The organism is Pelagicoccus sp. SDUM812002, assembly GCF_031127835.1.
Classification (GTDB): domain Bacteria; phylum Verrucomicrobiota; class Verrucomicrobiia; order Opitutales; family Opitutaceae; genus Pelagicoccus.
In genome coordinates, this window is sequence record NZ_JARXHX010000001.1 from 790,644 (window position 1) to 811,451 (window position 20,808).

The 20,808-nt window shown below is 51.3% G+C and carries 27 protein-coding genes; 13 read left to right on the top strand and 14 right to left on the bottom strand.

Annotation, left to right across the window (positions count from 1 at the left end; genetic code table 11):
• Positions 1-284: 284 nt before the first annotated feature.
• The 5 genes from QEH53_RS03310 to QEH53_RS03330 all read right to left on the bottom strand — a co-directional run bounded on the left by QEH53_RS03310 (position 285) and on the right by QEH53_RS03330 (position 4,515).
• Entirely contained in the window at positions 285-569 is a 285-nt protein-coding gene (locus QEH53_RS03310; RefSeq protein ID WP_309021703.1) for an MSMEG_0570 family nitrogen starvation response protein, read from the bottom strand.
• Between the two features lie 223 nt (positions 570-792).
• On the bottom strand, positions 793-1,047 hold the full coding sequence (locus QEH53_RS03315) for a hypothetical protein (protein ID WP_309021704.1): 255 nt from the start codon (positions 1,045-1,047) through the stop codon (positions 793-795).
• A gap of 201 nt (positions 1,048-1,248) precedes the next feature.
• Positions 1,249-3,201, bottom strand: a complete 1,953-nt coding sequence (locus tag QEH53_RS03320; protein ID WP_309021705.1) for a sigma 54-interacting transcriptional regulator — start codon at positions 3,199-3,201, stop codon at positions 1,249-1,251.
• Positions 3,202-4,132: 931 nt separating this feature from the next.
• Positions 4,133-4,309: an NAD(P)H-dependent oxidoreductase gene (locus QEH53_RS03325; protein ID WP_309021706.1), complete on the bottom strand. Its 177-nt coding sequence runs from the start codon at positions 4,307-4,309 to the stop codon at positions 4,133-4,135.
• 8 nt (positions 4,310-4,317) lie between these two features.
• Positions 4,318-4,515: a hypothetical protein gene (locus QEH53_RS03330; protein WP_309021707.1), complete on the bottom strand. Its 198-nt coding sequence runs from the start codon at positions 4,513-4,515 to the stop codon at positions 4,318-4,320.
• Between the two features lie 469 nt (positions 4,516-4,984).
• Here QEH53_RS03330 and QEH53_RS03335 point away from each other — a divergent pair, with 469 nt between their 5' ends.
• On the top strand, positions 4,985-5,455 hold the full coding sequence (locus QEH53_RS03335) for a DUF5069 domain-containing protein (RefSeq protein WP_309021708.1): 471 nt from the start codon (positions 4,985-4,987) through the stop codon (positions 5,453-5,455).
• Positions 5,456-5,638: 183 nt separating this feature from the next.
• Here the strand turns inward: QEH53_RS03335 and QEH53_RS03340 are convergent, their stop codons facing one another.
• Complete coding sequence (locus QEH53_RS03340; protein WP_309021709.1) at positions 5,639-5,878, bottom strand: hypothetical protein; 240 nt, start codon at positions 5,876-5,878, stop codon at positions 5,639-5,641.
• A 265-nt stretch (positions 5,879-6,143) separates the two neighbouring features.
• On the opposite strand from QEH53_RS03340, the gene QEH53_RS03345 reads away from it, so the two are divergent.
• The gene (locus QEH53_RS03345) at positions 6,144-6,629 is read left to right on the top strand and encodes a transposase (RefSeq protein WP_309021710.1); all 486 of its coding nucleotides are present in this window, start codon (positions 6,144-6,146) and stop codon (positions 6,627-6,629) included.
• Between the two features lie 136 nt (positions 6,630-6,765).
• Here QEH53_RS03345 and QEH53_RS24390 read toward each other — a convergent pair whose 3' ends face one another.
• The 4 genes from QEH53_RS24390 to QEH53_RS03360 form a co-directional block, all read right to left on the bottom strand.
• A complete protein-coding gene (locus tag QEH53_RS24390) occupies positions 6,766-7,758 on the bottom strand; it encodes an aldo/keto reductase (protein ID WP_369426404.1) in 993 nt (330 codons plus the stop codon).
• Positions 7,733-8,155: a GreA/GreB family elongation factor gene (locus tag QEH53_RS03350; RefSeq protein WP_309021711.1), complete on the bottom strand. Its 423-nt coding sequence runs from the start codon at positions 8,153-8,155 to the stop codon at positions 7,733-7,735. The genes QEH53_RS24390 and QEH53_RS03350 overlap by 26 nt, the downstream gene beginning before the upstream one ends.
• Positions 8,156-8,390: 235 nt before the next feature.
• Complete coding sequence (locus QEH53_RS03355; RefSeq protein WP_309021712.1) at positions 8,391-8,828, bottom strand: hypothetical protein; 438 nt, start codon at positions 8,826-8,828, stop codon at positions 8,391-8,393.
• A gap of 1,036 nt (positions 8,829-9,864) precedes the next feature.
• The gene (locus QEH53_RS03360; protein ID WP_309021713.1) at positions 9,865-10,383 is read right to left on the bottom strand and encodes a VOC family protein; all 519 of its coding nucleotides are present in this window, start codon (positions 10,381-10,383) and stop codon (positions 9,865-9,867) included.
• A gap of 339 nt (positions 10,384-10,722) precedes the next feature.
• On the opposite strand from QEH53_RS03360, the gene QEH53_RS03365 reads away from it, so the two are divergent.
• Positions 10,723-10,917, top strand: a complete 195-nt coding sequence (locus QEH53_RS03365; protein WP_309021714.1) for a hypothetical protein — start codon at positions 10,723-10,725, stop codon at positions 10,915-10,917.
• Positions 10,918-11,192: 275 nt separating this feature from the next.
• Here the strand turns inward: QEH53_RS03365 and QEH53_RS24395 are convergent, their stop codons facing one another.
• The gene (locus QEH53_RS24395) at positions 11,193-11,747 is read right to left on the bottom strand and encodes an HPF/RaiA family ribosome-associated protein (protein ID WP_369426405.1); all 555 of its coding nucleotides are present in this window, start codon (positions 11,745-11,747) and stop codon (positions 11,193-11,195) included.
• Between the two features lie 62 nt (positions 11,748-11,809).
• Positions 11,810-12,253, bottom strand: coding sequence for a GreA/GreB family elongation factor (locus tag QEH53_RS24400; RefSeq protein WP_369426407.1), 444 nt, complete (start codon positions 12,251-12,253; stop codon positions 11,810-11,812).
• A 109-nt stretch (positions 12,254-12,362) separates the two neighbouring features.
• On the opposite strand from QEH53_RS24400, the gene QEH53_RS03370 reads away from it, so the two are divergent.
• The 10 genes from QEH53_RS03370 to QEH53_RS03415 all read left to right on the top strand — a co-directional run bounded on the left by QEH53_RS03370 (position 12,363) and on the right by QEH53_RS03415 (position 19,641).
• Positions 12,363-13,274, top strand: coding sequence for a LysR family transcriptional regulator (locus QEH53_RS03370; protein WP_309021715.1), 912 nt, complete (start codon positions 12,363-12,365; stop codon positions 13,272-13,274).
• A gap of 539 nt (positions 13,275-13,813) precedes the next feature.
• Positions 13,814-14,260: a GreA/GreB family elongation factor gene (locus QEH53_RS03375; protein WP_309021716.1), complete on the top strand. Its 447-nt coding sequence runs from the start codon at positions 13,814-13,816 to the stop codon at positions 14,258-14,260.
• 110 nt (positions 14,261-14,370) lie between these two features.
• On the top strand, positions 14,371-14,748 hold the full coding sequence (gene raiA / locus QEH53_RS03380) for a ribosome-associated translation inhibitor RaiA (RefSeq protein WP_309021717.1): 378 nt from the start codon (positions 14,371-14,373) through the stop codon (positions 14,746-14,748).
• A 133-nt stretch (positions 14,749-14,881) separates the two neighbouring features.
• On the top strand, positions 14,882-15,457 hold the full coding sequence (locus QEH53_RS03385; protein WP_309021718.1) for a DUF2179 domain-containing protein: 576 nt from the start codon (positions 14,882-14,884) through the stop codon (positions 15,455-15,457).
• A 278-nt stretch (positions 15,458-15,735) separates the two neighbouring features.
• A complete protein-coding gene (locus QEH53_RS03390; protein ID WP_309021719.1) occupies positions 15,736-16,173 on the top strand; it encodes an arsenate reductase ArsC in 438 nt (145 codons plus the stop codon).
• 24 nt (positions 16,174-16,197) lie between these two features.
• Positions 16,198-16,374, top strand: a complete 177-nt coding sequence (locus QEH53_RS03395; RefSeq protein WP_309021720.1) for a hypothetical protein — start codon at positions 16,198-16,200, stop codon at positions 16,372-16,374.
• Positions 16,365-17,318, top strand: coding sequence for a permease (locus tag QEH53_RS03400; protein WP_309021721.1), 954 nt, complete (start codon positions 16,365-16,367; stop codon positions 17,316-17,318). Before QEH53_RS03395 ends, QEH53_RS03400 begins: the two co-directional genes overlap by 10 nt.
• A gap of 141 nt (positions 17,319-17,459) precedes the next feature.
• Positions 17,460-18,533 (top strand): ACR3 family arsenite efflux transporter, encoded by a 1,074-nt coding sequence (gene arsB, locus QEH53_RS03405; RefSeq protein WP_309021722.1) that lies wholly within the window; start codon positions 17,460-17,462, stop codon positions 18,531-18,533.
• A gap of 9 nt (positions 18,534-18,542) precedes the next feature.
• Complete coding sequence (gene trxB / locus QEH53_RS03410) at positions 18,543-19,505, top strand: thioredoxin-disulfide reductase (protein WP_345785699.1); 963 nt, start codon at positions 18,543-18,545, stop codon at positions 19,503-19,505.
• A 1-nt stretch (position 19,506) separates the two neighbouring features.
• On the top strand, positions 19,507-19,641 hold the full coding sequence (locus QEH53_RS03415) for a hypothetical protein (RefSeq protein ID WP_309021723.1): 135 nt from the start codon (positions 19,507-19,509) through the stop codon (positions 19,639-19,641).
• A 125-nt stretch (positions 19,642-19,766) separates the two neighbouring features.
• Here QEH53_RS03415 and QEH53_RS03420 read toward each other — a convergent pair whose 3' ends face one another.
• On the bottom strand, positions 19,767-20,276 hold the full coding sequence (locus QEH53_RS03420; RefSeq protein WP_309021724.1) for an arsenate reductase ArsC: 510 nt from the start codon (positions 20,274-20,276) through the stop codon (positions 19,767-19,769).
• Between the two features lie 37 nt (positions 20,277-20,313).
• On the bottom strand, positions 20,314-20,682 hold the full coding sequence (locus tag QEH53_RS03425) for a metalloregulator ArsR/SmtB family transcription factor (protein ID WP_309021725.1): 369 nt from the start codon (positions 20,680-20,682) through the stop codon (positions 20,314-20,316).
• Between the last annotated feature and the right edge of the window lie 126 nt (positions 20,683-20,808).

A 20,808-nucleotide genomic window follows, 5' to 3' on the forward strand; every position in this document is an offset into this window, starting at 1 on the left:
TCGAAAATATGAAAGCAAACAAAGACCAAAGTCCTACCCCAAGTACCAAGCTCCGATCACTTATCCAGCGAGCTCTCCGCTATTTCTTCAGGCTGCTTGACGAACGGGCTGGATGTTCCCATTGCCCGCCATTCGAGGATCCGTTCCAAAAATAGCTGCTGCTTATTCATCCAAACTCTAGGATCTCAAAAAGACTATCCTTCCTAGGCCTCTTTCCACCCCGATTACAGATTGGGTGTTCGTCCGAAGCACGCCTCAAGAACCGCGTAGGAGCAAAGCAAAAACTAGACCTTTACTATTCTCAGTTTCGCATTCGGTTTCAACGCTGCGCTCCAGTGTTCGATATTCGCGATCGAAGCAGCAGCCCCACTGCATACGTAGCCAAATTGTTCCTCTACTTTGGAGGAGGCTTCCTGTAGGGCGTTTCGTGATTTGGATACAAATTCCTCTACGGTTAAAACCTCTCCGTTCGTGAAGTATTGCTGTGCAATTGACGCTGGCGAGTAGCAGTCTCGAACCGAACGGTCCGGCAACTCCACAGTAAAAGGCCTATATCGTTCGGTCAGCATCGTGGTCGGGTTGTATTGAGTTTTTCTGACTGTTCTAAAACCTGCTATTTTAAAAAGCAAAAATCATCTATTGCACGCTGCTGGTTCCGTAGCTCCAAACCCGGCAAGCAAACCTTCTCCGACTGTGGGTGAAGTCTTCTTCTCCGTTTAGCAGCTTCTTGCTCGTTCATTTCTCGATCGTCCTCCTGGAGGTTCATTGTAGCGCGGGTTTTGTAGTTGCATTCTAAAAACGAAGAAGAGCTTCCGACAAATAGGGCTGACAGTTGCGAAGGGGTATGCCCCGCGCTCGCAAGGAATACAGGAACTTGATCGCATGCCGATCGACGTGATCGACAGCTGCTAGGTCAACGTGGATAACCTTTCCGCGGCCGACTTGATCGAGTTCCCATTTCAAGGGGTCCATAGTCGCAGTCGTCAGCTCGCCTTCTACATTGAGCGTTACCGTGTTTTCTTCGGTGATTGAAGTAACTCTGATCATATTTGAATTGTTAAGTTCGAATCAGCGGATTGCTGTTCATCGCAGTATAACCAGATTCCGTACCAATCGCCTCGGTGACGAGGTAAGCAGCATACTGGCAACGAGATAAAAAACATCTCCGTTTCCTTCCAATTCGCGAAGCTGATACAACCCGCCAATAGTCGCGGGATCCGCGAAATATCGAGGAAAGATCTTGGTACCTTAGCGACGGCTAATAGCTAGCTTCGCCATGCGACTACGAAGAGTGCTAGGATTAATTCCCAGCGCCTTCGCCGCACCGCGCGCGCCTTCGATTTGCCAACCAGTTCTTTCAAGAGTCGCTTCGATATGCCTTCGCTCCATATCCTTCAGCGTCAAAGACTCCCCAGTATTTGAATGATTCGAAACAAGCGAGTCGCTTCGCTTTGGCACAGCGTCGCCGAGGAATCCAGGTCCGATTTCTACTTCGAGACCACGCGATAGGATGACGGCTCGCTCTAAAACATTTTGCAGTTCGCGAATATTTCCGGGCCATTCGTACGCATCGAGGCGGCGTATCGTTTCTATAGATACGCGTTTGACCGGTTGATTGAGACTTTTCGCTAGCTTCTCTAGAAAAAAGCGAGCAAGCAGTGGGACGTCGCCCACTCGATCCCGCAAAGGCGGTATCCGGATCGGAACTACGTTTAAACGGTAGTAGAGATCGCGACGAAAAAAGCCTTTCTCAACTTCTTCGGCGAGATCGCGATTGGTTGCCGCAATGACACGAACATTCACCTTTACGGTTTCGCTTGATCCTATTGGTTCGAATTCTTGCTCCTGTAAAACACGCAGCAGTTTAACTTGAGTCTCTAATGGCAACTCACCTACCTCGTCTAAGAAAAGCGTGCCCTTGTCTGCGACCTTGAATCGACCATCCCGGTTTTTCACTGCTCCGGTGAAGGCGCCTTTAACATGGCCAAAAAGTTCACTTTCTACCAAACCAGAGCTGATCGCTCCACAATTGACCTTTACCATAGCTTGGCTGGCCCGTTCGCTATGCTGATGAATCGCTCTGGCTACAAGCTCCTTGCCTGTCCCGGTCTCACCCTGAATTAGCACGGTAGAGTCGGTAGACGCAACCTGTTCCGCTTGATTCAGCGCTGCGCAGAGAGCTCGGCTACTGCCAACAACTTCACCGAAATTGTGCTCTCGTTGAAATTCCTCCTGCAGGTACAAATTCTCCGATTCTAGCCGTTCCTTTACTTGCTGCATTCTCACTCGCTCGGTCACGTCTATGGCCATAGAACGGGAAAACTTGCCGCTGGGGTCCGGCCTAGACCACCATTCGATCCAGACAGGCTCTCCATTGTCATTGCGGCGCAGCTCGATCAAAACCCCCGCCTGGTCGTTGCCTTTGCCAACGGAATCGAACGCTTCGAGCAGTCGAGCTTGGTTTTCCTTGGTATCGGCGACCAGAGTCTTGCCAATAAAACCAGCTACCTCCTCAGCCTTGATTCCCAACATTCGGCGAGCCGCCCGATTGGCCCTAACCCAGCGAGACTCCAAATCCTCGTAAACATAGGCGATTGGAGCTTCATCGAACAAATCTCGAAATCGCTCCTCGCTCTCTTCTGCGGCATCTCGAGCTTCGTGCAGTCGCGAAACAAGGCGTTGTTGCTTATCTTCCAGCTCTTGTAATTTGCGCGACGAGAGTCGAAAGTCCAACTCGCTAATAACCAATCTAGAGAGACTCTCCAGTTGTTCGATATCATCCTTTTCGAAAGACCGCGGGATACGATCAAGGACACCCAGCGCGCCAAGGATAGATCCATCTGGACTTGTCAACGGGACCGCTGCGCAGAATCGAACTTCATGTTTCCCTGTCACCAAAGAATGATTACAAGCGATCTTGTCACGATGCGTATCTGGAACGACATAAACGCCTTCGTTCTCAATTACGGATAAACACAAACCTGGTTCATGCTCCAAGTGCGTGATATCGATACCATGCCTCGATACGAACCAAGTACGCCGATCGTCGACAACACTGATGACTGCTATCGGGGTCTTGAAGATGGTAGCAGCAAGTTTTGTGATACGATCAAGCCCCGGCTCTGAATTCGCACCTACGATATTGTAGCGGGAAAGGACCTCGAGGCGTTTCGGTGAGGAGATTAAAGATGAAAGAGGCATCGTCTACAGTTGGAGTACGAAAGGCTAAGTATTTACAGCTGGCTTTCAACCCGTAATTCAAGGGTCAAGTCGTTGGGTCGAGAAGCATGAGCACGCCGTGGCTTGGAAATCGCCCTCCGTTATTGTAACACAAAGAACCAAGGCGACTGGGGTCATTCGTCGGCAGTTTGGCAAGTACGCGTTGATATCACGGATTTTGTGGATCAACTGAAACGCACGCCCCCGCCGCATCCCAAACGCCATGTCACGAAGATCCGTCAGTGCCTCGAAACAGCCAAGGTGGCGGTCTCTATTTCCCGCGATGATGCTGACCCATGTTCCCTCTTCCAACGAGATGCGACGCTACCACGTCGACGAATCGAGTGTGAGCACTGTGCACCAACCATGCCGGTCCTACATAAAAAGCGCGTAGCCGCCCATGTCTTCAGGCACAGCTACGATAAGAAAATCATACTTTGTCCCCAAATAATGAACACGGATTCAACAACAACCAAAGAACACATTGATGTAATACGCAAGGCACTCTACCAACGGTTGCTGTTGGTTTGACGGTTTTCGTGGTCATATTCGCCACGAAAGTGGCAGCGATTACCCGAATTATGCCAACTAACTTGTTATTCGGTCTTGTTTTTGATCGGGTGAGTTTCCCTGCATTAGAGTTTAGTTAAAACTACCCAAGCTTAGATACCAGAGTTTCGACCTGTCTTTCGGCTTGGATTCGAGATTGGCGATGCCGTTCATCACCAAATTCCTGATACTCAATTGAAATCGTCCGAATGGCATCTGGTGCGACGCCAACGTAATGGGCACAGGTGGCGATATGGGGATCAAGATGATTCATGGGATGGCGTATTCCTTCCGAGGCAAAGCCATACTCACCCCGCGAACTCAGGACCACGAGCGTTTTGCCCTTCATAACTGGCTCCAGCGGTCATCCCCCTCGTGCCAAGTCGAACGTAAAGGTCTTCCCGATGCGGACGACTTGGTCAAACCACGCCTTGAGAGCACTCGGCATTCCGTAATTATACATCGGAGCACCCAAAACCATTATATCCGCAGAATCCAGTTCAGCAATCGCCAAGTCGGACCATTCAAGCATCCGTTTCATCTCGTCGGTCAGCTGATCGGGTCAGTGAAAACGGCGGCAATCCATTTCTCTGTAATATGCGCCGGCGGGTCGTTCGCCAGATCGCGGTGAATGATATAATCATCCGGCCGACGGGAGAGCCAATCGTCGATAAAATGTTGTGATTGGTGGCGGGTGAGTGACCGCGTGGTCCGTGTTCTAGCGATGATGACGAGCAGAGTTTTCATGATCCTGGATTCCTTATATAGTTTCCTGCGTTTTCTCTCTTCGAACGCGGAGATTTCAGTTTGGGCTGCAATCAATATCAAACGCCATAAGACATAACCGGATCTACTTCCCTTACCATATATACGGATAATCAACCGAGATTGGTCGAAGGCAGTCCTATTCTCTCCGACAAGGCACACGGCACCAATGGGGTCTGCTTAATCCTCCAACACTTCGGCAATCTCACCTTCCGCTACCTAATACTTCACGACATTTCGTGCCACTACGGCTCTATATTTCGTGTTACCCAATATTTCGACACTTCAACGCTCAACCTAGAACGTAATAACCCTTTGCCAGTCTTTTACTTATGAATTTTGAGAAGAATTTGGCACGCTCAATGATTAAGGAAAGACAGGTTCAAAAACGAACCGAAGATAAATGCTACGGCCTAGCCACTGCCCCGCGCAATTCAACTGTATAATATCTATGAATACATCACGAAAATTCAATATCGGGAACGACTTGACTCAGGTCCCGCCTCGCAGCGCTCGAGTCCGTCTAGGCGGATTCGTTCACCTACCGCGCCTGATCGACAAGGCAAGGGCAACTTTGGCCGGCAAGCTCGGTGTCTACGTTTACGGTTCGGAAAGCCTGCTCGACCAGCAGTTTTTCGACCTCACAGGAATCAGCCCCGAAGCCTTTCTCGACAAGGTCCGCGATGGCTCTGGCGACTGGGCTATCCTCCAGTGGGTGCAAGCAAATAGCCATCGGCCCCTGCAAGCCTTCCAGATCCAAGCCTGGAGTCAGTGGCTCGAAACGCTCCCCGGACTGAGTCCAGAAGCGCGTGCCTGGTTTGCAGAGTTTTCGCAATCCCTCGAACCAGCACGCCCCGATGTGAGTACGCTCTTCGAGTATCTAGATCTAGACGACTTTGTCCGTTTCGGCGGTCATGCCTAACCAAAACAATAAATATTATAATACAAAAAATGGGACTACCTATACTGAAGACATGCACAGATTTCCGGTTTGAATCACCCTAAAACATTGAATCGTAGCTGCGATGTGGATACACGAGCAACCAGAGATAAAATGAATAAGATCAGTTTCACGCAGTCGCAATACGAAGACATCGAGGAAGCCCTATCGATCGAAGGCTTGCAGTCCCTGCCGCGAAAGAAGCTCACGGCGCTTCTTATGGTCGCCAAGGGATTGACCCAATCCGATGCGGCCAAGGTTATCGATGCCAACGAAAGGACGGTCCGCGCCTACTGCAAGGAGTTCCGCGAGCTCAGCATCGCGTCGGTCGTCGAGGATCGTCAATACCGCCCGTCGAGTTTCTTGGAGCCGTCCTACGAGGCGATCAGCGAGTCCTTCAAGCAATCGCCGCCTTCCACCTCAAACGAAGCGGCTGCCAGGATGGCTGCGACCTCGGGGCGTAACCTTTGCCCAAGCCACGCCAGGAACGTGATGGGCAGGCTCGGCTTCAAGCGCCTCAAACCGGGGTCGGTCCCAGGAAAAAGCGATCCCCAGCTGCAGATGGATTTTTTCGAACAAAGCCTGCGCCCGAAGCTTGAGGAAGTCCGCAAGGGCCTTCGCAAGGTATACTTCGTCGACGCCTCGCATTTCGCGCGCGGGCCCTACCTGAATGAGACTTTGGTCGGTCGGAAGACTGCGGATACGCACCTCCGGCGGAGGCGGCAGGCTCAGCGTGCTCGGGGCCTTGGACTCGGCAGGCGAGGATCTCGAGTTCATTGCCACGGACGGAAAATTCGACCCGCTGACCGCGGCCTGCACACTCTACAAGCTGCGCGAGAAGCATCCCAGCGGGGCGATCACCGTAGTGCTCGACAACGCCCGATACCAAGCCTGCGAGCGCCACCGGTTCCTTGCCAAGGTGCTGGATATCGAATTGCTGTTCCTGCCCGCCTACTCGCCTAACCTAAACCTGATCGAGAGAGTCTGGAAGTGGGTCAAGAATCAATGCCTCTACAAAAAGTATTACGAAAAGATACGCGACTTCCAGAACGCGGTGATCGGGTGCATGAAGGGACTCGAAGAGCGACTGCCCGAATCCCTCAAAAGCATGCTGACCCAAAACTTCCAGTTCCCAAAGCAAACCGGAAACCTGTGAGTAACCTTAGTATAGATTTCGTCAAACGCAACGAAAACAATACCAATCGACACCTGATCTAGCGTCGGCGGAACCTTAAAGATCCCACCACTTTAGCCGAAGGAAATACCGCCTTCGGTCCTTTAGTGTCTAAATGTCATAGGCTGTCCAATTTCGTAAACGAATAGGGCATTTTGGAATCGCCACTATCATCAAGGATAAACTCTTCGACACGCGGGCAACGAGGAGGCAAAGCGCACTGCAGGTACGCCTCCTGAATCACACCTAACTCGCTTTCGTTCAGATCCACTCTAGTGGCATCGATCGCAGCAAGCAACTGCGACTTTACTTTCGGGCTAAATTGAACGGAACAAATGCTCGGCCTTGAAAATAACCACGCCATCCCTACTTGAAACGAAGTTATGCCAAATACTCTCCTCGCCACTTCGAACAAAGGCTCGTACCCGTCTACAAAAGGCCATCGAACGACCAACGAAATCCTATGCTCGCGAGAAAGTTCTTCCAAGCAACACTGCGTGAACGGCCCGTCTAGGTGTGCGGACTCGAGCCTCATCCGCCAAGGTTGCGTGCCTCTCCCCAACCACTCCGCAATCCTCCAACAGGGAAAACCGATCGATCCTGCGTAACGAAGCAGCCCGTAACCAGAAAGCCTCTCCAATACCGACATGACCTCGTAAGTCGGAAAGAAGCCATTCGACCAGTCCAACAGGGCAACATCGATATAACTCGTGCCGGTTCGCCGCAAGGCGAGTTCGATTTGAGTACGAATCGAATTCTCTAGATCTAGTCCGCCGAGACCGTGTGGGCAACGTATCTTTACGCACACTACAAGCTCACCCCTCAATGAGGAGTTAGCCCTCAACCATTCCCCGACCAAAGATTCCGACTTGTCAGGATGACACTCCAGAGATGGCAGGTAAGCATGAGATGTTGCTTGAATAAAGTTACCTCCATTCTCGACGAACGTATCCAAAACCTCAAACGCGTTCGCCCTTTCACTAAAGTACCCGACCCTGCCAGTACCCAAGCAAAGTTCCGACACTCTTAAGTCCGTCCTACCAAATTGCTTCTTTTTCATTGTAGTCATCCGGAAACGCCAAGGGCTAGGAAGTGAGGCTGTAAGGCCCATGCGTCTCCACTTTTTCCTGTTCCCGGCAGACCTCGAGAGCCTTTAACCGACGCAAGCCACCTGGCGTATACCACTCAAACAAATCACCCGCCCTAACGCCGAGCAAAGCAACTCCAAGAGGCGCCAGAACTGAGACTCGATTCCGGTCGGGGTCGGCCTTCGAAGGCAGAGTAAGGATATAGGTTTCCACCTCTCCGCGATCGAGGTCTTTAAGATGAACTTCACTATTCAAACCCACCGAATCGGCAGGAACTTCGGAACTACCGAGCACGATCGCTCGTGCGAGCTCCTCCTTGAGTTTCAGCGCAGAACCCTGCGAAAATTTAATAGCCCGAAGCAATAGGCTTAGAGCTTGATAATCATTTTTAGACAAGAAGATACTTGGGTTAACATTCATTTCTATTTCAATTTTGGGCGGATAAACCCGCTATACTTCTTCCAAGAAAGGGGCTATATCTATTCAGATAGGTTATGGTAATATATTGCCGCAAAAGGCCTTGCGACCACTGGTACGACAAACAGCTATTTTGAATTACAGAAATCCAACGTATAAAAATTAAAGCCACTGGACCTCCTCCAGATCCAGTAGCCATTTTTGCGAATTCGGAATGCCGTTCGAATACGGCGATGAACTAATGGGCTTCCTGGTTCACTGGAAACGAGTTGGAATTATTCAACTCTCTATCATTCGAAAAACCAGGTCGCGAAAACCTTTCTTTCGGGATCTTAGAACCGAATTTTATTCTATCGATAGGCTTAGATTGAAACTGCTTCAATCGCCGTACATCGCGCAGCTCATACTCAAGCTTATGAATCATCGAACCAAGAGCGGAGTAAGTATTTTTGGAAACACTAGAAGCGATCACCTCCTGATCGGGAAGTACAGCGAATCCCAGCGCGAAAACACTTGCTTCAGGTCCGGCCTCTTCATCCAAACCAAGCTCTACCTTCAAGTCGATCAAAGCCGAATTTCGAGAAAGAATCAACTTAGTTCGCTCTTCCACAAAACGCCTCAACGAATTCGTTACAACGATGTCATTACTATTTATATTTACTGCTACTTGTTTCATTATATTATATATTAAAGTTCCATATCAAACGATTGAGCCTCCTTCCTGGAGGTCATAGAACCCCTACTAGGAATTCCTTCGGACAGGAATCTCCCCCGCCCCAAGGCATTTCACGGGATTCAATCCCCACAAAATTCCCATACAAAAGAGGTAAAACACGAACGAAGTTATCCGGCATAGTAGGCGGCATAAAAACACCGTTCGAAAACACTAATTCCGCATCTCCAAAACCTCCTAACAAGAAAACTCCAAAAGACAGTGACAGAAAATTCGACGTACCCATGCTCATTGTTATTATTATTCTAATTTATATAAAAACACACGCAGACGAATACGCCTCATCATTTAGACGCGCACCTGCAACCGTCAGTCCTTTGCCTATGGCAACCAACAGTCTCAATCCGGACACGCCAAAACGAAACCGTCATGCAAGACGAAATTTCTAAAACGCACCTTGAGGCGAAATCCAACTTCGCTGACTATCATCTCAACAGACTGAATGTTCTCCGAACTTGAGTGGGAGACGAATTCCTGCGATGGAAAACCGACGAAACCCTCCCAGTATAGGCCAGTCAAACTCGTCGCCAACTCGACATCCCAAAATCTGAAAACATATCTGATCGAACGCAGAGATTTCGTCCCAATTCCTTTCATCATTACCCTGTAGAGCAATACAGAATCCCTGCCTCGCGTTCGTGTCTATATTGATGCCCGTGATCTGGGAGTTGGACGTAACGACTTCCTGGTGGATTTGCATACGTTCGCACACAGAACTACGAGCTAGAGCATGTACAGTTTCCATTTCCTCCATTCGAATCATGTTTACGTTCATACAATATACTTTTTTAGAAGTATTGTCTATGACTCTTAATCGATAGATCTGTTAGTTTTATCCTATGTATCGACTCTAGAGAGACTCTCAACGATTACCGAAAATCGTCACCTGATCTCGCTAGGTGCGAATCGTAAACGAAAAAAGCGGTGCCCTCATCAATGGTTGCCTACTGAAGAGTCCTGATGAATCTACATTGTCCACTCATGAGCTTCTATTTTGCGGCGAGCGGGTCTTTGCTTGGGCGAGTAGATTATCGAGATCGAGCGGACGCGTGATCATTTCCAATCCACCATCGGCTGTCCGCGGCCACTGCTCTCTCGATCGGTCCCAATAAAGTTCGACGCCGTTCTCATCAGGATCGCGTAGATAGAGTGCTTCGCTTACGCCGTGATCCGACGCACCATCCAGCGGAACGCTTGTGCGTTTCAGGCGGAGCAGAGCGTCCGCAAGCTCAGCGCGTGTCGGGTAAAGAACTGCGAGGTGGAAGAGGCCCGTGCTACCGCGCGGTGGAGGAGCGCTGCCGCGACTCTCCCACGTGTTCAATCCGATGTGATGATGGTATCCACCCGCCGAAATGAAGGCTGCGTCGCGACCGTAACGCTGCGTCAACTGGAAGCCGATAACGTCGCAGTAAAACGCCAGGGCACGCTCCAAATCGGCGACCTTGAGATGAACGTGGCCGATTCGAACTTCCGGATGAATAGATGGAGTGTTTATCATAATTTGAGCAGGTGGCTGATAATAATTTACTGAAGGGATTAGGCTTTTCCAAGTCCGGAAACTAAGTAGCTTGCGACCGGTGGGCTGCTTGGGGTCCAGTAGCGGGCGGCCAGCTTCACCCTACTTCCAGCTTGTCAATCCTGCCTGAGGCATGCCCTAGACACACCAATATCCGAACGTTGCTAGAGAGATCCCACAAAAGGCGAACACAGATAAGCATCCAGAACTATATCTCGCCTTCTGCGTTATTTCCCGCTCAACGCTACCCTGCTCGTCGACCAACTTATCGTACGTAGTGAGAGATAGATCCAGCAATTGCCCAAGCCCTTTGCTTTTTCGATGAATCAATGGAACCGAATTGTCATGCAGATAGCCACCGATCTCATCGAGGACCGCAAGGAGCTGCTTCTTTTCAATGAAGAGGTAAGTGGGCGCAAGTATCTCAGTTTCGCTGTACCTAACGAAGAGCGAAGGAAGCAAACGACTGACCGCGCTTCGATAAAACGTAACCAATTGAGCCACGGTCACCCGTGATCGCTCCAACGTTTTCGCCATCTCCCTTCGCTTCCAGCAATGCAGCAACTCGGCGATCTCGTTCTATAATCCTTTTCACTATCATGCACCTATTCCTTACAGCTTTTCATCGGCCGCCTCGATAGATATCGAGAGCCAATAAAACTCATTATATAAAAAGAAAAAATCATCGAACAGCTTTACTTTTTCTCGAAAACGATTCTAGCCGAGTGCAAACGACAGAAAGCCGGAATATGAAAATGGGAAAAATGACCACTCCAAGCTCCCTGCTCAAATCATAAAATAGTCCACGACGAAAACCGCTCTCCCGGCAACTCCGGGTGTGTTTTAAAGTGTCGCTCCCCGCCGCAATAGTGCCTTGTTGGGACGGCGCTTGCGCCGCTCCGCGTTGCAAGAAAAGCCCTGGCAAATGCGGCGTGGCGCAAGCGCCAGCCATACAGATGGGAATTAAAGGCGACACTTAAAGACACTCCCGGCAACTCCATAGCCTCGAAGTCCACTTCTCCTCGAGCGAAACCTTCGTCTCTTTCGAAAAGCGTTTCCCGAGATCGAAGATGCAATTGGCTTTCCGCTTTCCGGAACACACCATAAATCGCCACATGGGCGTCCTCAGACTCTGACTCCGCAACAATGTCGAATTCTCTCAATTCGACGACGACTCTAGATCTGAAATGTAGCTTGCTCGCATTTCTAGAATCCAAATTCAACTCGACGCGAACACGGACAATCTCGTCATAGCGATCAAACAAAGTTACGAACTTAGATTCAACGAACGTCGTCACCAATTCGCCTACCGGTCGATTATTGCATGTTATAACTATTCTATCCATTATATTTAAAATTAATATTCGGCTTCACTTGCTCGCTCTAGGCTCGCACTTCAACGACTGTATCAGGGGCGATTTTTGACACGCCTCCGTTTCTTTGATTCAGGTTGATACATCACTTTTTCGACTATGAAACGCCTAGAGCCAGTTGGAGCCCCCCATTCAAATTCGTCACCTGTATGGCATCCAAGCATTGCCGATCCTAGCGGAGCGACCACCGATATCCTACCGTCTTCCACATTGGACTCTTCCGGATAGACCAGAGTGAACACCATCCTCTCTGAGGTATCCAAATCGATGAGCCCAACGCGGGAATGCATAGTCACAATATTGCGCGGCACGTGCCTGGATTCGATCACGATGGCCCTTTTCAGTTCAAGCTCTAGAGCGGAACAATCATCGCAACTCATGCGTTCGCTTTTGAGCGATTGGATCACTTTCTGTAATCGGATCTTGTCCTCACTTGTTACATGAATGGAAGGGCAAGTTGGGCTATTTATTATTCTCATTTTTCTATTCGATTTTCTGCTACCTCGCTATCCTATTCGATTTCACTCAATTAGTCTATAACTATAATATTATTGATTAGTTAGCTTTTACCTACTAGTGATTTTTTCCATGGACTTCCTCAACTATCACCACTTACGCTACTTTTGGGCGGTCGCGAAAACAGGTAGCATTCGAATCGCAGCTGAGGAGCTTGGGGTTTCTCAGCCTTCGATAAGTGCCCAGCTTCGGCTTTTGGAGGATTCGCTAGGAGAAAAACTGTTTCACCGAAAAGGACGAAACCTTGTTCTCACGGAACAGGGACAGCTTGCCTTGACCTACGCCGACGAGATTTTCGCGACGGGCAGAGAGTTGACCAACGCAATCAGCCAAGGGACGAGCAGTCGAGCGCTCCGCCTGAATGTGGGTATGACCGATTCGTTTTCTAAACTTATTGCGTTCGAATGCCTCAAACCCGTGTACGAACACTCCAGCCCTACCCATGTCGTCACTCGCCAGGGCGAACTGAGCGTGATGATCGAAAAACTGCAGGCGCACCGACTCGATCTGGTTCTTGCGGATGAACCGGCCACGAGCAGTATGAAAGCGAAAACCTACAATCACCTCCTTGGGCGCTCCGGCGTGACCTTTTGCGCGGCACCGAAGCTTTCGGCAAAACTGCGACGAAACTTCCCCAAATCCCTCAATGGCGCGCCCGCTTTCTTGCCCAGCGAAAACATGGGGATGCGGTGGACCCTGGAAGCCTGGTTCGACAAGGTGGGAATCCGCCCGCGCATTGTCGGTGAATTCGAAGACTATTCCTTGATGCAAGTAGCCTCTTCCGGAGGCTTCGCCTTTACCACGGTCCACACCATTGTCGAAGATGCTGCGCTCAAGCACTTCGGCTTGAGGGTCATTGCAAAGGTCGAGGAATGTGGAAGCGATTTTTACGCGATCACAGGAGAGCGGCGTGTTAAAAATCCACTGGCTGCCAAGATAACGGAACACGTCTACGCGCAGCTCTTTGGCACGACCTCTCCCTAAATCTTCAGAAAGATGAAAACGAGACGAACCGATACTCCCAATCAATGGATAGTCTCGCTAGGTTGAACGAATCTACTCCCACTGGCGCCAACACTCCGAGCTTGCCGCAGAACCTGAGCCTGCCAGAAGGAATCTAACGCAGCGTCAGATCCCTTAACGGACGCTGCACGAAGACGGTTGATCAGGAGAACTTTATTTCGAGGATGCCAATCGCGTGGCGGCTCGTCCCTGACTCACTTGCCAAGCATCGCCTGCGATCCGCGAGGGATCATCGCATCCTCCCGTACGACTTCTCCGCCAAGGAGAGACCGCCAAAAGCATAAACTGCGGGCTTTGCGATGCCCCCGCATAAAAGTCCAAGCTCTTCTACAGTTGCAATCAACATCTCCCCATTTTCGCGCCTACTTCGTAGAAGTGCGGTGGATGTAACCTAAAAACATTACATAGTAAAATACTATGTTTTCATTCAATTCTTAGTCATAGACGAAAATCCGAAAAGGAGATATTATGGAAATATCAACTCAACAATAGGAAAACCAATGACAATAGAAAATGCTTCACCGATCTGCATAACTCGCTACGACGCACGAAATCTGCGAAAACTGATCGATGAGCGCTATAGCTACATCGAGCAAATCAATGAAAACGAGTCCAACCCGCTGATTATAGCACTCGATAACGCTACGATCGTCGCCTCGAACAACATATCAAGGAATGTCGTCACAATGAACAGCCGAATCGCCATTATCAACCAATACACCTCGGAGCGGCAGACATTCACACTCGTTTTCCCCAAGGACACTAACCTCAAATTGAACAAGTTTTCAGTACTCGACCCCATCGGCAGCGACCTACTGGGTCGCCGGGTAGGCGATGAGTTCGAAATAGAATCTCCTATTGGTAAACAAACCTACATAATCGCAAAAATAATACAACAACCGGAGGCACAGCTACGTGCAACCAACAGACTCACTATGCGCCGATGACAAAAGCGCTAACGATATCGATCACTGGAAGACAGAAAACAAAGGCGCATATCAAGCGCCACATCCAATCAATCAATCAATCATTCCAGAAAACCCAAAATAACTAAAAAATGAAAAAAATTATAATAACCTGTAATCACCTTGAAACGAGCGAATCCATTACAACCTTCGTAAACTCTAAATTCGGACGCCTCTTTCCTCACTACGGCGATATTATACGTATTCGAATCGAATTGAACCTCGACTCTGGAGGCGCCCACGAAAAGCGATTCCTTGCGAGGGCGATCATCAAACAAAGAGGTCCCGATATCGTTGCCGCGTCGGAATCGGAGAACCCATATACCGCGCTCGGTGCTACACTGCGAAAAGCGGAACGCCAGTTACGCCGTCGCGTTCGCCTCGCACGATTTAAGCGAGAACAAATCTTCAGCCGGATGAGACGATCCGCACGCATTCCTGCAGAGCTGCGAAAGCTAACTACCGCTTGAATTTAGAAACTCAGTACAAAAAGGAACGACGAGCGACAGAACACTGTCGCTCATTCTTTTTATAAAAAACAACGCAATTCTTCCGTAAGATCAAATTCGAAATCAATTGGCTGCATGCAGCCATCCTATATCAATGGAACATTTTGACTACATGGCATGGGTAATCATACCCCTGCTAATATTTACAGCTCGACTCGCAGACGTATCACTCGCGACCCTACGCCACATCCTCATCTTCCGCGGACATAAGAAGATCGTACCCGTATTCGCCTTCGTTGAGGTGATTATTTGGCTGCTAGCAATTACTCAAGTCATGAACAACCTGAGTAACGTTGCCAGCGTCCTCGCCTGGGCCTTCGGCTTCTCGGCAGGTACCTACCTCGGAATGATCATCGAAGAACGACTTGCCCTTGGCTACCAACTTGTGCGAATCATCGCCCAAGGAAATGCCACTTCAATCGCCCAGCAACTCAACTCCGAAGGCTATGGCGTAACAGTCGTCGACGCGAACGGATCTCGCGGTTCGGTCGGTATCGTAATTGCAATTTCCAAACGTAAGAAACTTGGACACCTAATCTCTTTGCTCAGCAAACGAGAGCCCAAACCATTCTACACCGTGGAAGATGTTAGATCCGTAGGAAACCCACTCGTTACACACACGCCACTGCCCGGCCACCTAACAGCAGAAGGGAGCGTAAAGCGAAAATAGCCCCGTCCAGCGCCCTCAGGCTTGGAACTGGAAAAGGCAATGTTCTCAACCTTCCCACACGCATCCAACAAAATACGTCAAACCAGCGGACGCTACGAAGAGGCGCAGCCGCTAAAGATCGATAGGTAGCGTTAGCTGAAGCGAAGAGGTCTAGAAGTCAGACTTTTGAATATTCATTTATCAGAATATGCCATTGACTGACTGTGTTTTTAGGTGTGGATTGCTGTATCGGGGAGCGAGCCTGCTTCGGGTGCGTTCCTTCCAACTAACACACACACATGTCCAAGAAAAAGATTCTTATCCTTTGCACTGGCAATTCCTGTCGCAGCCACATGGCTGAAGGCATCCTTCGCAATGCTCTCGGCGATGCGCATGACGTTTTCTCCGCAGGAGCGAAACCTTCCGGCTATGTCCACCCGCAAGCTATCGAAGTCATGGCCGAAATCGGCATCGACGTCTCCGGCCACGAGTCGAAGCACCTCGACCGCTTTCTTGATGCAGGTATCGACACCGTCATCACCGTCTGCGGCAACGCCAATGATGCTTGCCCCATTTTCCCGGGCAACGTGAATCGCTACCACTGGGGCTTCGAAGATCCTCCACACGCCCAGCGCGACGGCGAGGAGCTGATCGACGCCTTCCGGCGGATTCGCGACGAGATCAAGCTCGTCTTCGAAGCCTACGCAGCCGGACTCACCGAGCCCGCGAAAAAGTAAGTACCAACAAAGGAGACAAGCATCATGAGCGAAAACAAAACGACCTCGCAACCGCCTAAGGCCGAACAACCAGCCCCCGAGAAGAAAGGCTTCTTCACCCGCATCGTGAACAAGCTCGACGGGGCCATGAAGGAGAAGGCGGACCAAAAGTCCCAGCAAGGCTGCTGCGATAGCGACGGCAAGGGCGGAAGGTGCTGCTAAAAAGCATAGACACACTCGTCTACCAGTGGATCGGCCTCGACCCCGAGTCCCGCTTCGGCGCGGCCGTCCACTTTTTCCTCTACGACACGGTCAAGATCTTCCTGCTGCTCGCGGTGATGATCTTCACCATCGGCATCCTGCGCACCTGGCTTCCCGAGCGAAAGCTCAAGCTCTGGATGGGCAAAGGCGGCGTTTGGGCAAACGTCGTCGCCGCGCTCTTCGGAGCTATAACCCCCTTTTGTTCCTGCTCCTCTATCCCGATCTTCATCAGCCTGCTCAAGGCGGGCGTGCCGCTCGGAGTCACCTTTTCCTTCCTCGTCACCTCGCCAATCATCAACGAGTATCTAGTGATCCTCATGGCGAGCGAGTTCGGCATTCCCGTAACCGTCGCCTACGTAACCAGCGGACTGCTCATTGGCGTATTCGCCGGCGTGATACTCGGTCGCCTCAAACTCGAACGTCATCTCGAAACCGACATCATCGAGTCCGCCCATGATACCGACGACGAGATTGAATACACCTTCGCCAAGCGCCTGAAGTTCGGCGTCGACGAAGCGGTCAGCGTCATTCGCAGCATCTGGATCTGGGTGCTCGTCGGCGTGGCCATCGGAGCCTTCATCCACAACTACGTTCCGCAGGACACGATTCACAGCCTGATGGATGCGACCGGCATTTTCTCCGTACCCATCGCGACCGTGCTCGGCGTTCCGATGTTCGGCAGCAGCGCCGCCATCGTGCCCGTCGCGGTCGTGCTCTTCGAGAAAGGCATTCCGCTCGGGACGGCGCTCGCCTTCATGATGGCGATGGCAGCCCTCAGCCTGCCGGAGGCGATCATGCTCCGCCGCACCATGCGTCTCCCGCTTATCGCCGTCTTCTTCGGAATCACCACTCTCGCCATCATCGCGACCGGCTACCTGCTGAACGCCTTGAGCCAATACCTGTAAACTCCCAACCGCCAACGGACATGAAACACAACTGGCCAATGAAAATCACACCCACCGAACTTACGGTTCTGATACTAGTGGTCCCCTTGATCGTCGTCGCGTCCGTATTGTAATTCTGATTATAATTTCCTAGCAATTAAAATGAAGCCAGCCAGCCAAACAGTACCCGGAGCCTGCTCTCCAACCCGCAAGAAACTCGGTTTTCTAGACCGCTTCCTAACGCTTTGGATCTTCCTCGCCATCGCCGCCGGAGTCGCCCTCGGAGCGACTTGGGACGGAGCCACCAGCTTCCTGGATCAATTCCAAGTCGGCACCACCAACATCCCAATCGCAATCGGACTCGTGCTCATGATGTATCCGCCCCTCGCCAAAGTTCGCTACGAGGAAATGCCGCGGGTCTTCCGCAACGTGAAGGTACTGGGCCTCTCGCTTATCCAAAACTGGGTAATCGGTCCAGTGCTCATGTTCGGCTTGGCAATCGCCTTCCTGAGCGGACACCCAGAGTACATGACTGGCGTGATCCTCATTGGCCTCGCCCGATGTATCGCGATGGTCATCGTCTGGAACGAACTCGCCGAAGGCGATAACGAATACGCCGCCGGACTCGTCGCCTTCAATAGCGTCTTCCAGATCATCTTTTTCAGCGTTTACGCATGGGTATTCATAACTTGGCTACCCGATATATTGGGCTTCGAAGGAAGCGTAGTTGCGATCACCATGAGCGATGTCGCAAAAAGCGTGTTCATCTACTTGGGCATCCCATTCCTCGGCGGCATGCTGACCCGCTTCATCGGCGTGAAGCTCAAAGGTCGCGACTGGTATGAAACCGTGTTCATCCCGAAGATCAGCCCCATCACCTTGATCGCCTTGCTCTTCACCATCGTGCTCATGTTCACCTTCAAGGGAGACACCATTCTCGAGCTTCCGTTCGACGTGCTCCGCATCGCGGTCCCGTTGACCATCTACTTCCTCATCATGTTCGTAGTCAGCTTCCTCATGGGGAAGATGGTCGGCGCCGACTATCGCCAAAGCGTAACGCTCAGTTTTACGGCCGCGAGCAACAACTTCGAGCTCGCCATCGCGGTCGCCGTCGCGGTCTTCGGCATCGGATCCGGCGTCGCCTTCGCCGCAGTGATCGGTCCGCTAGTCGAAGTCCCCGTAATGATTGCTCTAGTCAATGTCGCCTTCTGGTTCCGCAAGAAACTCTTCCCCTAAGTAAAACCTATCAATTCCTCTCAAACGGAAAACGTCATCATCATTGGATCTGGCTGCGCCGGTTGGACTGCCGCGGTCTATACCGCCAGAGCAGGCCTCGAACCGCTTATGCTCACTGGTCAGCAGCCCGGCGGCTTGCTCACGACCACCACCGTCGTGGAAAACTTTCCCGGATTCTCCGAAGGAATCGACGGCTTTGAGCTGATGCAGGAAATGCAAAAGCAAGCCAAACGTTTCGGCACGCGTATCCAATTGGCTGCGACAGTTGAAAGCGTCGACCTATCGCAACGTCCTTTCAAAGTTAAGACCGGCAACAAGACGCTCGAAGCAAAATCCATAATCGTCGCAACCGGAGCGGGCCACCGCCACCTCGGCGTTCCCGGCGAAAAGGAACTAGAGAACCGCGGCGTCACCTACTGCGCGACTTGTGATGGGGCCTTGCCGATCTTCCGAAACAAGCCCCTCGTAGTCGTCGGCGGTGGAGACACCGCTTGCGAAGAGGCGATGTACCTTTCCCGATTTGGTTCCAAGGTCTATATCGTACACCGACGCGATACCCTCCGAGCTTCGCCCATCATGGCGGAAAGAGCCCTCGGAAACGAAAAGATCGAGCCTATCTGGAACAACGAGATCGATGAAATCCTTGGCGATGAGGAAGTCCTCGGCGTGCGCCTACGGGACAAGGTCACTGGCGAAACAAGCGTCCTGGATTGCCACGGCGTCTTCATCGCCATCGGCCACGTGCCCAACACCAAGCTTTTCGAAGGGCAGCTCGATATGAACGATGCTGGCTACCTCAATCTTGTCCCTGAAACCGGAGCCACCAACGTCGAAGGCGTATTCGCCGCAGGCGATTGCTCAGACTCCGTTTATCGCCAAGCCATCACCGCCGCAGGCATGGGCTGCCGCGCCGCGATCGACTGCGAACGCTGGCTCGCCGCTCAATCACAACCATCAACGATAGGAGTGTAACATGAAATCTAATACAAATTCCTATTGCTACGGAAACCTTTTCCCAGATCTCCTTGTGAGCCGAGTCGGCACGCTAGAAGGACACGCTCTCCGCTGGAAGTCGGTAAAACAATCGCCTTCGAGCCACCCACGCTAGCCGTTGACGTGAAGGACGAGTAGTGGGAAGCCTGCACCCACTGCTAACGCTTCGAGGACTGCTACAAGCTCAGCCTCGGCAAGCTCGAACTGCAAAAGGCTCTCCTTGCCAGAAACTAGATCCAGCTACTCGGCTGGCTCGAACGTCTCCTGCTCGCCGATCCGCTTCACGTCCTCTTCGAACTTGAGGCGGTAATTCTGCCATAGTTTCTCGAAAGGCAATGCGGTCAGCAGGTCGATGCGGCGAGAGATCTGAATCGCAACGTCCTTGAAAAAACGATACGTCTCCTCATCCGAGCCGACAAAGGCGGCGGGATCAGGCGAACCCCAGTGAGCAACGATCGGCTGCCCCGGCCAAACGGGACAGCTCTCGCGGGCGTTGTCGCAAACCGTGATCACGATGTCCAAACGCTCGCCCTTGAACTCGTCCCACGACTTGCTGCGAGCCTCCGACACATCCATATGAAATTGCTCCTTCAGCACCTTCAGGGCCATTGGATGCGGCTGATCCTTCGGAGTCGCTCCAGCACTAAAGGAAGCGAAGCGGATCGGGTCTCGCTTGCGCAGGATGTATTCAGCCAGAATGCTGCGGGCACTGTTTCCCGTGCAGAGGAAGAGGATCTTCAGTTTGTCCATATCGAGTTGCGGAGATTTGAAGTTAGACAGGCAATTTTCAATCGATCTTCGACTCGCAGCACTGCTCGGCAGCCACGCAAGCGACGGAGGTGTCGATCTTGGAAAGTCGGCCGCGATCCCGCTTGAACTGGGCGTCGCTGAAAAGCAGGTCTTGCAGGCAACGAAGATTCTCCTCCAGCAAGGTATTCCGCTCCTCGGGAATCTCGTAAACCGTCCAGTTGTTGTACCGGCGCGACTGCAGTAACCCGTTCCGCTTCATGAAGGCGAGCTGCTTGCTGATCTTCGACTGGGGCAGCTGCAAAGCCTCCTGTACGTGGCAAACACAAAGCGGTCCCTCCCTCAGCAAATTCAAGATCCGCAATCGAGTTTCATCGCAAAGACACTTGTACACGGAAATGCAATTCATACGCTAGAATATTCAACTATTTGAATATTTAGTCAATCCTGTTTTTCTCAGAGTTGCGATAGCAGACGCCTTGATCCGACAACTGCTGAGGTTGGAAACGTAGATAGGCAGCAAACAGGAGTTTAA

Excerpts from the sequence above, each read along its gene's own strand:
- QEH53_RS03310 (WP_309021703.1), bottom strand. The coding sequence starts at position 569 with ATGCTGACCGAACGATATAGGCCTTTTACTGTGGAGTTGCCGGACCGT.
- QEH53_RS03315 (WP_309021704.1), bottom strand. The coding sequence starts at position 1,047 with ATGATCAGAGTTACTTCAATCACCGAAGAAAACACGGTAACGCTCAAT.
- QEH53_RS03320 (WP_309021705.1), bottom strand. The coding sequence starts at position 3,201 with ATGCCTCTTTCATCTTTAATCTCCTCACCGAAACGCCTCGAGGTCCTT.
- QEH53_RS03325 (WP_309021706.1), bottom strand. The coding sequence starts at position 4,309 with ATGAAACGGATGCTTGAATGGTCCGACTTGGCGATTGCTGAACTGGAT.
- QEH53_RS03330 (WP_309021707.1), bottom strand. The coding sequence starts at position 4,515 with ATGAAAACTCTGCTCGTCATCATCGCTAGAACACGGACCACGCGGTCA.
- QEH53_RS03335 (WP_309021708.1), top strand. The coding sequence starts at position 4,985 with ATGAATACATCACGAAAATTCAATATCGGGAACGACTTGACTCAGGTC.
- QEH53_RS03345 (WP_309021710.1), top strand. The coding sequence starts at position 6,144 with ATGAGACTTTGGTCGGTCGGAAGACTGCGGATACGCACCTCCGGCGGA.
- QEH53_RS24390 (WP_369426404.1), bottom strand. The coding sequence starts at position 7,758 with ATGGGCCTTACAGCCTCACTTCCTAGCCCTTGGCGTTTCCGGATGACT.
- QEH53_RS03350 (WP_309021711.1), bottom strand. The coding sequence starts at position 8,155 with ATGAATGTTAACCCAAGTATCTTCTTGTCTAAAAATGATTATCAAGCT.
- QEH53_RS03355 (WP_309021712.1), bottom strand. The coding sequence starts at position 8,828 with ATGAAACAAGTAGCAGTAAATATAAATAGTAATGACATCGTTGTAACG.
- QEH53_RS03360 (WP_309021713.1), bottom strand. The coding sequence starts at position 10,383 with ATGATAAACACTCCATCTATTCATCCGGAAGTTCGAATCGGCCACGTT.
- QEH53_RS03365 (WP_309021714.1), top strand. The coding sequence starts at position 10,723 with ATGAATCAATGGAACCGAATTGTCATGCAGATAGCCACCGATCTCATC.
- QEH53_RS24395 (WP_369426405.1), bottom strand. The coding sequence starts at position 11,747 with ATGGATAGAATAGTTATAACATGCAATAATCGACCGGTAGGCGAATTG.
- QEH53_RS24400 (WP_369426407.1), bottom strand. The coding sequence starts at position 12,253 with ATGAGAATAATAAATAGCCCAACTTGCCCTTCCATTCATGTAACAAGT.
- QEH53_RS03370 (WP_309021715.1), top strand. The coding sequence starts at position 12,363 with ATGGACTTCCTCAACTATCACCACTTACGCTACTTTTGGGCGGTCGCG.
- QEH53_RS03375 (WP_309021716.1), top strand. The coding sequence starts at position 13,814 with ATGACAATAGAAAATGCTTCACCGATCTGCATAACTCGCTACGACGCA.
- raiA (WP_309021717.1), top strand. The coding sequence starts at position 14,371 with ATGAAAAAAATTATAATAACCTGTAATCACCTTGAAACGAGCGAATCC.
- QEH53_RS03385 (WP_309021718.1), top strand. The coding sequence starts at position 14,882 with ATGGAACATTTTGACTACATGGCATGGGTAATCATACCCCTGCTAATA.
- QEH53_RS03390 (WP_309021719.1), top strand. The coding sequence starts at position 15,736 with ATGTCCAAGAAAAAGATTCTTATCCTTTGCACTGGCAATTCCTGTCGC.
- QEH53_RS03395 (WP_309021720.1), top strand. The coding sequence starts at position 16,198 with ATGAGCGAAAACAAAACGACCTCGCAACCGCCTAAGGCCGAACAACCA.
- arsB (WP_309021722.1), top strand. The coding sequence starts at position 17,460 with ATGAAGCCAGCCAGCCAAACAGTACCCGGAGCCTGCTCTCCAACCCGC.
- QEH53_RS03415 (WP_309021723.1), top strand. The coding sequence starts at position 19,507 with ATGAAATCTAATACAAATTCCTATTGCTACGGAAACCTTTTCCCAGAT.
- QEH53_RS03420 (WP_309021724.1), bottom strand. The coding sequence starts at position 20,276 with ATGGACAAACTGAAGATCCTCTTCCTCTGCACGGGAAACAGTGCCCGC.
- QEH53_RS03425 (WP_309021725.1), bottom strand. The coding sequence starts at position 20,682 with ATGAATTGCATTTCCGTGTACAAGTGTCTTTGCGATGAAACTCGATTG.